This window comes from Arthrobacter sp. Leaf141 (genome assembly GCF_001424565.1).
Classification (GTDB): Bacteria; Actinomycetota; Actinomycetes; order Actinomycetales; family Micrococcaceae; genus Arthrobacter.
Genome location: NZ_LMOL01000005.1, coordinates 663,374 through 672,846 on the forward strand (window position 1 = coordinate 663,374; position 9,473 = coordinate 672,846).

Here is a 9,473-nt window from a genome sequence, read left to right on the forward strand (position 1 = left end):
GTCACCGCCCTGGTCCGGATGGGCGGTCCTGGCGGCGCGACGGTACGCCACTTTGATTTCCTTCTCGGTGGCGGTGACGGCCACCTGGAGGACCTGGTAATGGGAGCTGCTGCTCTCGGTCAAACACTCATCCTTTGCATTGTGGCCAATCACCCGGGAGGCGGACCGGCCTGCCCAGTTTAGCCAGCGTGATCGCTTCCCAGGCAGTACGGACCGGTGCCGGCAGGACTGGTCCTTTCTTTGTCAACGCCCATGGAGGCCCCGCTGGTTCCCTGTGCCCGGCGGCCAGGACGGAGTTTAGACTCGACTTGCGCGCCTGGACCGGCAGCGCAGGAAGCATTGGGGTTGGAGATGGTTTTGCGGACGACGACGGCGGGCAGGGGCCGGAACGCCGTGCAACGGGCGGCGCAACTGGCGGCAGCCGCGCTCGCCGTGGCGTTGCTGGGTGCCTGCAGCGTTGACGTGCGCGACCCTGCCGCACCGGCCCCGGTCAGCAACAGCGCTGCGCCGGCGACGCCCACCATAACTCCTGGTCACGACGCTGATGCGGTGGCAGCGCAGGACATGCCGTTCTCTGCCGGCGGGGTCTTGGCCCCTGGGGTCCCCGTAGGGATCGGAGATTCCTTGGCAGAGGTTCCCGGTTGGAAGCTCGCCAAGGCCAACGTGGCGGGTGAAAGCCAATACGCCAAGGCGGATGGCTGCGTGGCTGCCGCCAAAGTCCGAACCGACCAGGGGCCCCTGGTGCGGCAGGACGACCGCGACTCAACGGTTGCTCTTTTCCAGTACCTGGACCCAACCATCCTTCCCGAATACCTGAAGCCGGGATCGTTGCGGTGGGGCGGCGACAATGACGCGCCGCCAAGATCGGTCGAGGTCCTGGTCCTCACAGAAGCCGCGGCCGCCGGCGGACGGGCCACCGCTGTCCTGGCCCGCCTGTTCGGGACCGCGGGTTCATCCATCTACGTGTCCGTGTCGTGTCCGGATGCAGGTTCCCTGGCCGCTGCCCGTTCGGAAGTGGAACGGTTCCTGCCGGTTTTGCCGCCCGCCAACTAGTGGCCCGCATGTGCGGTGGGACCGGTGGGGGGATGGAAAGGCCCAGCGATAGAATGGGCAGGTGCCTGCCTACCTTGACCATGCCGCCACCACGCCGCTTTCGGCCGGGGCCCTGGCCGCCATGACCCGCGAACTCGCCCGCACGGGAAACCCGTCGTCATTGCACGGGGCCGGGCGGCGGGCCCGCCGCGTGGTCGAGGACGCCCGGGAAACCGTTGCGGCTGCCGCGGGTGCCCATCCGTCGGAAGTGATCTTTACGTCCGGCGGCACGGAGGCGGACAACCTCGCGGTGAAGGGCCTGTATTGGGCACGGGTGGCAGCCGACCCCACCCGCCGGCGCATCCTCTGCTCCGCCGTCGAACACCATGCAGTACTGGACACGGTGGAATGGCTGGAACGCCACGAGGGTGCCCAGGTCACGTGGTTGCCGGTGGATGCCGCAGGCGTCCTGGACCTCGAAGTCCTGGCGGCCGAAATCGCGCGCGACCCCAAAAGCGTCGCGCTGGTGACAGTGATGTGGGCCAACAATGAAGTGGGTACGGTCCAGCCCATCAGCCGCATTGTGGAAATCGCCAGCGCCAGTGGCATTCCGGTCCACTCCGATGCGGTCCAGGCGTTTGGTTCCGTGCAGGTGGACTTCAAGGCATCCGGCTTGGCCGCGATGTCCGTTTCCGGCCACAAAATCGGCGGACCCGTGGGGGTGGGGGCACTCCTGCTGGGCAGGGCGGTGACCCTGACCCCGGTCCAGCACGGCGGGGGCCAGGAACGCAACGTCCGTTCGGGCACCCTGGATACCCCGTCCATTGCGGCCTTCGCAGCGGCAGCCGAGGGCGCCGCTGCCGCGCTCGGACCGGATGCGCTGCGGATCGCGGAGCTCCGGGACCGGTTGGTGGCCGGCGTCCTTGACCGCGTCCCTTCCGCCGTCCTTCGCGGTGCAGCGGCGCCGGACCGCCTGCCGGGCAACGCACACTTTACGTTTCCCGGTTGCGAAGGCGACTCCCTCCTGTTCCTCCTGGATCTGGCCGGAGTGGAGTCCTCCACGGGTTCGGCCTGTACCGCGGGCGTCCCCCGGCCCTCGCACGTATTGCTCGCCATGGGGCTGGACGAGGAGACTGCCCGCGGCGCGCAGCGCTTCACGCTGGGGCACAGTTCCACTGAGGCCGACGTCGACGCGTTGCTCACTGCGTTGCCCGAGGCTTACGCCCGTGCACGGCAGGCAGGAATGGCCGGGCATGAGTCGTCGATCCAGACAGCGGGAACGGTGGCCCGGCAGGGAACCGGCGCCGGGTTTGCATAGGCCCGTAGAATAGATAGGCGAGGATCGTTTCCGGGGACCAGCCTGGCCGGTCCGCACCTTCCGGTGGAAGCGCCGGAACCATCAACCAGAAAGCCAGCATGCGAGTTCTAGCAGCCATGAGCGGCGGCGTTGATTCCGCCGTTGCCGCAGCCCGTGCCGTCGAAGCCGGGCACGACGTCGTCGGCGTCCACCTGGCGCTGTCCCGGATGCCCGGCACCTTGCGCACCGGCAGCCGAGGCTGCTGCACCATCGAGGACTCCCGCGACGCGTGGCGTGCCTGCGACGTGCTGGGCATCCCGTATTACGTGTGGGACTTCTCCGAGCGGTTCAAAGAGGATGTGGTCCAGGACTTCATCGACGAATACGCCGCGGGCCGTACCCCCAACCCCTGCATGCGGTGCAACGAGCGGATCAAGTTCGCCGCCCTGCTGGAAAAAGCCATTGCGCTCGGCTTTGACGCCGTCTGCACCGGGCACTATGCCAAGGTGATCGAGGACGCCGACGGAAACCGGGAACTGCACCGGGCCGCTGACTGGGCCAAGGACCAAAGCTACGTCCTCGGCGTGCTCACCCACGAGCAGCTCAAGCACTCCATGTTCCCGTTGGCCGAAACGCCATCCAAGGCCGAGGTACGGGCCGAGGCTGAGCGCCGCGGACTCTCCGTCGCCAACAAGCCGGACAGCCACGACATCTGCTTCATTCCCGACGGCGATACAGCCGGCTGGCTGGCCGAGAAGATCGACATGTCCACCGGGGACATCGTGGACGAAACCGGGACCAAAGTAGGCGAGCACCCCGGCGCCAATGCCTTCACCGTCGGACAGCGCCGCGGGCTGAAGCTGGGCACCCCGGCCGCCGACGGAAAACCGCGCTTTGTCCTGGAGATCCGGCCCAAGGAAAACAAGGTTGTGGTGGGCCCGGAAGCCCTCCTGGCCATCGACGAGATCCGTGGCATCAAGGTGTCCTGGGCCGGTCTGCCCATCAGCGAAGTTGGAACGGGCGCCGGCTTTGACTGCTACGCCCAGGTCCGTGCGCACGGCGACCCCGTGCCGGCGCAGGCCTGGATGGAACCCGATGCTGACGCCTCGGCACCGGGCCAGCTGGTGGTCCGCCTCGGCACGCCGCTCCGCGGAGTCGCCCCCGGCCAGACGGTGGTCCTCTACCAGGGCAGCCGGGTCCTGGGCCAGGCCACCATCGACGCCGCCCGCTCGCTGCAGCGGACGGAGCTCTAAGCCACCCACGCTGATGCGCCGTCCCATGAGGGGCGGCGCATTTTGCTGTGCCCCGGCCCAGGCCTGTTCCGGACTCCGCCGGGCCGCTTCAGGGGTTGTCGGCGCCGCGCCGAAGTGAGAGTCGCTGATCAATCGTGTAAATTTTGTGTCTCAACTCACAAATCACCCGTTGCGGCGGGTGGGTCGGTGGTTGAATCAACGCATCAGCACAGCGCACCTCCCGCTTAGGCGAAGTGACCCCTTAGCGGGCGGCAGGCGCGTACTCATCGAACAGAAAGTTCACAGATGATGAAGAGCAACAAGGCCCTGAACGGCGCGATCGCGCTGGCAGGCATTTCCGCCCTGGCACTGACGGCCTGCACGGGCCCCTCGGGCGGTGGCGGGACCTCAACCGAAGGCTCCAGCAGCAGCACCATCACCTTTGGCACCACGGACAAGGTTGTCACCCTGGATCCGGCAGGGTCCTACGACGCAGGCTCCTTCCTGGTGATGAACCAGATTTACCCGTTCTTGCTCAACGCGAAGCCCGGCAGCGCCGACGCCGTCCCCGACATCGCCGAGTCGGCCTCCTTCACGGCACCCACCGACTACACCGTCAAGCTCAAATCCGGCCTGAAGTTTGCCAACGGCCATGAGCTGACGTCCTCGGACGTGAAGTTCTCCGTGGAGCGGATCATCGCCATCAATGACCCCAACGGTCCAGCATCACTCTTTGCCAACCTGGACTCGGTCGAGGCCACGGACGATGCCACCGTGGTGTTTAAGCTCAAGGCCGCCAACGACCAGGTGTTTGCCGGCGTCCTGGCATCCAACACCGGCCCGATCATCGACGAGGAAGTGTTTCCCAAGGACAAGGTCATGTCTGACGATGACATCGTCGCTGCCAAACCTTTCGCCGGCCCGTACACCATCGAGAGCTACAAGAAGAATGAGCTCATCAGCCTCAAGCCGAACGCCGACTACAAGGGCCTGCTCGGTGCGCCGGCCAATGGCGGAGCCAACATCAAGTACTACGCGGACGCCAATAACCTCAAGCTGGATGTGCAGCAAGGCAACATCGACGTTGCCGGCCGCTCGCTGACGGCAACGGATGTGGCCGACCTGGAGGGCGACTCCAAGGTCAAGGTCCACAAGGGACCCGGCGGGGAACTGCGCTACATCGTCTTCAACTTCGACACCATGCCGTTCGGTGCCAAAACCGCGGAGGCCGATCCGGCCAAGGCGCTGGCGGTCCGCCAGGCCATGGCCAACATCGTGGACCGGGATGCGATTGCCACCCAGGTCTACAAGGGCACCTACCTGCCTGCATACTCCGTGGTTCCCGATGGCTTCCTTGGTGCTGAACAGCCCATGAAGGAACTTTACGGCGACAATGGCAAGCCCAGCCTGGACAAAGCCAAGAAGGCACTCTCAGACGCGGGCGTGAGCGGGCCCGTCAACATCAAGCTCCAATACAACCCTGACCACTACGGCAGCTCCTCCGGAGATGAGTACGCCATGATCAAGGAACAGCTGGAAAAGTCGGGCCTGTTCACCGTGGACCTGCAGTCCACCGAATGGGTCACCTACTCGAAGGACCGGACTGCTGACGCGTACCCGGTTTACCAGTTGGGCTGGTTCCCGGACTACTCCGACCCTGACAACTACCTCACCCCGTTCTTCGTACCCAACAACTTCCTCAAGAACCACTACGAGAACGCCGACGTCGCTGCCCTGATCCAGAAGCAGCTGACAACTGTTGATAAGGACGAACGCGTCAAGATCCTCGGCGAGACCCAGGAAGCGGTTGCCAAGGACCTCTCCACCCTGCCCCTGCTCCAGGGCGCGCAGGTGCTGGTCTCCGGAGCGGACGTCAAGGGAGTCGAGACCACCCTGGACGCTTCCTTCAAGACGCGCCTCGGCGTCATCTCCAAGTAAGTCCATCCGGCCCTGACGGGCAACGGGGCGGAACACCTGTAGGTGTCCCGCCCCGTTGACGGGCCCGGCCGGCGTTTGGGGACGCTTGGCGCGGGCACCACATTCTTAGGTGATCCATTGACAACACTGATCGACGCCCCGCCCCCGGAAACGGACGGTGCACTACAGGCCGCCAAAAAGTCCTCCGGCGGAGGGCTTGGCCAATATATCCTGATCCGATTCCTCTTGATCTTTCCAACCATCTTCATCCTGGTGACCATGGTGTTCTTCCTGATGCGGATCACCGGCGATCCCATCACCGCAGCCCTGGGCGGGCGCCTGCCCCCCGAACAGCTGCAGGAACGGATCCAGGCGGCGGGCTATGACCGGCCGATCTTTGTCCAGTACTTCGAGTACCTGGGGCAACTGGTCACCGGCAACTTCGGAACCACCCTCTCCGATAACCGCAAAGTGACCGAAGTGCTGACAACGTACGGTGCCGCCACCCTTGAACTGAGCATTAATGCCTTGATCGTTGCGCTGCTGATCGGCATCCCCCTTGGCATGGTGGCTGCCCATCGGCGTGACCACCTGCCCGATGCCGTCCTGCGGATCTTTGCCATCCTTTGCTATGCCACCCCGGTCTTTTTCGCCGGGCTGCTGCTGAAACTGACGTTTTCCGTGTGGCTGGGCTGGCTTCCCGTCGCCGGCCGGGCCAAAACCTCCAACGAGCTGGCACTGACAGCCCTTCAGGCTCCCAGCGGAATCTACTGGCTGGACGCCCTCCGCAGCGGCAACATGGCAGCGCTGGGGGATGTGATGGCCCACGCGGTACTCCCCGCGTTGGCCCTGGGCCTGCTGACCGCCGGCATCTTCCTGCGGCTGGTCAGGACAAACGTGATTGGCACCCTGGGCCGGGACTATGTGGAAGCGGGTCGCTCCCGCGGCGTCAGCGAGTATCGGCTGGTCACCAAACACGCCTATAAACCGGCGCTGATTCCGATCATTACGGTGATGGGCCTGCAGATCGCCGTGATGCTGGGCGGAGCGGTCCTGACCGAAAAGACCTTCGAATGGAAGGGCCTTGGTTTCCAGCTGGCAACCTACCTGACCGCCCGGGACTTTGTGGCGGTCCAGGGCATCGTGGTGCTGCTGGCAGTAATTGTGGCCCTGACAAACTTCATCGTGGACATCATCGCCGCGTTGATCGACCCGCGTGTGAGGTACTGATCATGAGCAGCACACCCCAGGGCGCAGAAGCCCCCGTTCCCGTGGCCAACCCCCGCGCAGGCCTGTTCCGGCGGTTGCCGGTTGTCTCGCACCTGAGCCGCAGCGTTGGGCTGCAGCGAGGGATGCTGGTGATCGGGTTGGTCCTGACAGGAACCTTTTTGTTGGCTGCGGCGCTGGCTCCTTTGCTGGCACCCTTCGGGTTCGCCCAGCTCTCCGACGCGGACGGCAGCTTCCCCAGCCAGCAGCCCCCCGGCGGCAAGCACCTCTGGGGCACCACTGTGGGTGGCTATGACGTCCTCTCCAGGGTTCTCTGGGGAACCCAGACCGCTTTGCTGGTGATCGTGGTGGCCGTGGCGCTGTCCATTTTCGCCGGCGTCGCGCTGGGCCTTGTCAGCGGCTACCTTGGCGGCTGGCTGGACCGGATACTGGTGGTGGTGGCCGACGCCGTATATGCGTTCCCCTCGCTGCTGGTAGCCATCGTCATGGCCATTGTGATCAGCGGTGGACAGTCCAGCCTCTTCGGCGGCATCATGGCCGCGGCCACCTCCATCACCGTGGTGTTCATCCCGCAATATTTCCGGGTCATCAGGGCGGAAACCATCAGGCTGAAATCGGAGCCCTTCGTGGAATCAGCGAAGGTGGTTGGTGCGTCCAACCTGCGCATCATCACCCGGCATATCTACCGGAATGCCACCCGAACGCTGCCGCTGATCTTCACGCTCAACGCCTCCGAAGCCATCCTGACCCTTGCCGCCCTGGGGTTCCTCGGCTTCGGTATCGAACCCAGTTCCGCAGCTGAGTGGGGCTTCGACTTGAACAAGGCGCTCGCCGATACAACGTCGGGCATCTGGTGGACGGGGGTGTTCCCGGGCCTGGCCATAGTCTGGACCGTTTTGGGCCTGACATTGGTAGGCGAAAGCATCAACGACCTCAACGATCCCCGCCTTCGCGGCCGCAAGCGGGCCCGCGCCGCCGTGGTCCCGGCATCCGCCGAGAAAGGAAGCAAGGCATGAGCACCTCATCGCCCTCAACGCCCGGCCTGCCAGCACCGGTCCTGGCAATCAATAACCTGAGCGTCACCTTCGCCACCGACGGCGGGGACGTGCACGCGGTCAGGGGCGTCAGCCTCGACGTCCGCCCCGGCGAAGTACTCGCCATCGTCGGCGAATCAGGGTCCGGCAAAACCGTTACCGCCAAAACCATTTTGGGCCTGTTGCCCGAAACCGCCACTTCCTCAGGAACTGTCCTCATTAACGGTGCAGACGTCATCAGCGTCAGCCCGGGACGGCTGCGGCAGATCCGCGGCCGTGACGTGGCAATGGTGTTCCAGGAACCGTCCACGGCCCTGAACCCGGTCTTCACGGTGGGCTGGCAGATCGCCGAGGGCCTTCGCGCCCACGCAGACAAGGAGAGCGGCAGGAAGCTCTCATCCCGGGAAGCCAAGGAGCGGGCCATCGAAGCCCTCCGCAAGGTGGGCATCCCCGACCCGGAAAAGCGCGTCAACTACTACCCGCACCAGTTCTCCGGCGGGCAGAAGCAGCGTGTGGTCATTGCAGCCGCCCTGGCACTGAATCCAGGGCTGATTGTGGCGGACGAACCCACCACCGCCCTGGACGTCACAGTCCAGGCCGAAATCCTGGCACTGCTGCGGGACCTCCGCGATAAGTACGGCACCTCGATTGTCCTCATCACCCACAACATGGGAGTGGTGGCTGACCTCGCTGACCGGGTGGTGGTGATGTACCGGGGCGACATCGTCGAGGAAGCGTCCGCCCGGACGCTTTTCGCCGAACCGCGCCAGGACTACACAAAAGACCTCCTGGCCGCGGTGCCGCACCTCGGGCGCGATTCGGCGTCGGCCACACTGAGCACCCGGGCCCATCAGGGGGCCGAAGTCCTGGTCGAAGCCAAAGACCTGGTCATCGAATACCCAGGGAGGCTGGGCGCCCCGGCGTTCCGCGCCGTGGACGGTGTGTCCCTTACTTTGTCCAAGGGGGAGGTGTTCGGGCTGGTGGGGGAGTCGGGGTCCGGGAAGACCACCATCGGCCGGGCCATCGCAGGGCTGAACCGCACCACCGGCGGCAGCCTCAAGGTGCTGGGCTTTGAGATGCTGGGAATGAAAGAACGCGCCTTCAAACCGCTCCGGAAGGACATCGGCTTTGTGTTCCAGGACCCGGCCGCGTCCTTCAACCCCCAGCTGACCATCGGCGACTGCATCGCCGAACCCATGCTGATCCATACCAAGCCGAGCCCGGCGCAGGCCCGTCAACGCGTTGCCGGGCTGCTTGAATCAGTCCAGCTGCCGGCGTCGTACGCGGGAAGGTACCCGCACGAACTCTCCGGCGGGCAACGCCAACGCGCTTCCCTGGCACGCGCCCTCAGCCTGAACCCCAGGCTGCTGATCGCAGATGAGCCGACGTCTGCACTTGACGTATCGGTGCAGGCGAAAGTCCTGGAGCTGTTCCGGGACATCCAGGAGGAGTTTGGTTTCGGCTGCCTTTTCATCAGCCATGACCTCGCCGTGGTGGACATCCTCTCCCAGTGGGTGGGAGTTCTGTACAAGGGGAAACTGGTGGAACAAGGCATCGGCAGCCAGGTGATGGGCAACCCCGGCCACGACTACACCAAGCGGCTGGTGGCATCCCTGCCGGTGCCGGACCCTGATGAGCAGGCACGACGGCGGGAAGAGCACCGGGCGCTGCTGGGCATCTGAGCAGCAGGACCGCTGGGCGCGGCAGGCACCGGGCTTAACACGCCCGGTGCCT

At 65.2% G+C, this 9,473-nt stretch carries 8 protein-coding genes; 7 read left to right on the forward strand and 1 reads right to left on the reverse strand.

Annotation, left to right across the window (positions count from 1 at the left end):
• A partial coding sequence (locus ASF72_RS20925) for a DnaJ domain-containing protein (RefSeq protein WP_235504674.1) occupies positions 1-123 on the reverse strand: 123 nt, incomplete at its 3' end.
• Between the two features lie 234 nt (positions 124-357).
• Between ASF72_RS20925 and ASF72_RS05620 the strand changes: the two genes are divergently transcribed.
• From ASF72_RS05620 to ASF72_RS05650, 7 genes are all read left to right on the forward strand, one after another.
• Complete coding sequence (locus ASF72_RS05620) at positions 358-1,053, forward strand: hypothetical protein (protein WP_327019590.1); 696 nt, start codon at positions 358-360, stop codon at positions 1,051-1,053.
• A 61-nt stretch (positions 1,054-1,114) separates the two neighbouring features.
• A complete protein-coding gene (locus ASF72_RS05625) occupies positions 1,115-2,350 on the forward strand; it encodes a cysteine desulfurase family protein (protein ID WP_056597154.1) in 1,236 nt (411 codons plus the stop codon).
• 98 nt (positions 2,351-2,448) lie between these two features.
• Positions 2,449-3,582, forward strand: a complete 1,134-nt coding sequence (gene mnmA, locus ASF72_RS05630; protein ID WP_056597157.1) for a tRNA 2-thiouridine(34) synthase MnmA — start codon at positions 2,449-2,451, stop codon at positions 3,580-3,582.
• Positions 3,583-3,867: 285 nt separating this feature from the next.
• A complete protein-coding gene (locus ASF72_RS05635) occupies positions 3,868-5,499 on the forward strand; it encodes an ABC transporter substrate-binding protein (RefSeq protein ID WP_050687870.1) in 1,632 nt (543 codons plus the stop codon).
• 117 nt (positions 5,500-5,616) lie between these two features.
• Positions 5,617-6,708, forward strand: a complete 1,092-nt coding sequence (locus tag ASF72_RS05640; protein WP_050687869.1) for an ABC transporter permease — start codon at positions 5,617-5,619, stop codon at positions 6,706-6,708.
• 2 nt (positions 6,709-6,710) lie between these two features.
• Complete coding sequence (locus tag ASF72_RS05645; RefSeq protein ID WP_056597158.1) at positions 6,711-7,721, forward strand: ABC transporter permease; 1,011 nt, start codon at positions 6,711-6,713, stop codon at positions 7,719-7,721.
• Positions 7,718-9,421 carry an ABC transporter ATP-binding protein gene (locus ASF72_RS05650; protein WP_050687867.1) on the forward strand — a complete coding sequence of 568 codons (1,704 nt, stop codon included), beginning with the start codon at positions 7,718-7,720 and terminating at the stop codon, positions 9,419-9,421. The genes ASF72_RS05645 and ASF72_RS05650 overlap by 4 nt, the downstream gene beginning before the upstream one ends.
• Positions 9,422-9,473 lie beyond the last annotated feature (52 nt).

What these genes read in the sequence shown, in the direction of transcription:
- mnmA (WP_056597157.1), top strand. Translation starts at nt 2,449, where the DNA reads ATGCGAGTTCTAGCAGCCATGAGCGGCGGCGTTGATTCCGCCGTTGCC.
- ASF72_RS05635 (WP_050687870.1), top strand. Translation starts at nt 3,868, where the DNA reads ATGATGAAGAGCAACAAGGCCCTGAACGGCGCGATCGCGCTGGCAGGC.
- ASF72_RS05645 (WP_056597158.1), top strand. Translation starts at nt 6,711, where the DNA reads ATGAGCAGCACACCCCAGGGCGCAGAAGCCCCCGTTCCCGTGGCCAAC.
- ASF72_RS05650 (WP_050687867.1), top strand. Translation starts at nt 7,718, where the DNA reads ATGAGCACCTCATCGCCCTCAACGCCCGGCCTGCCAGCACCGGTCCTG.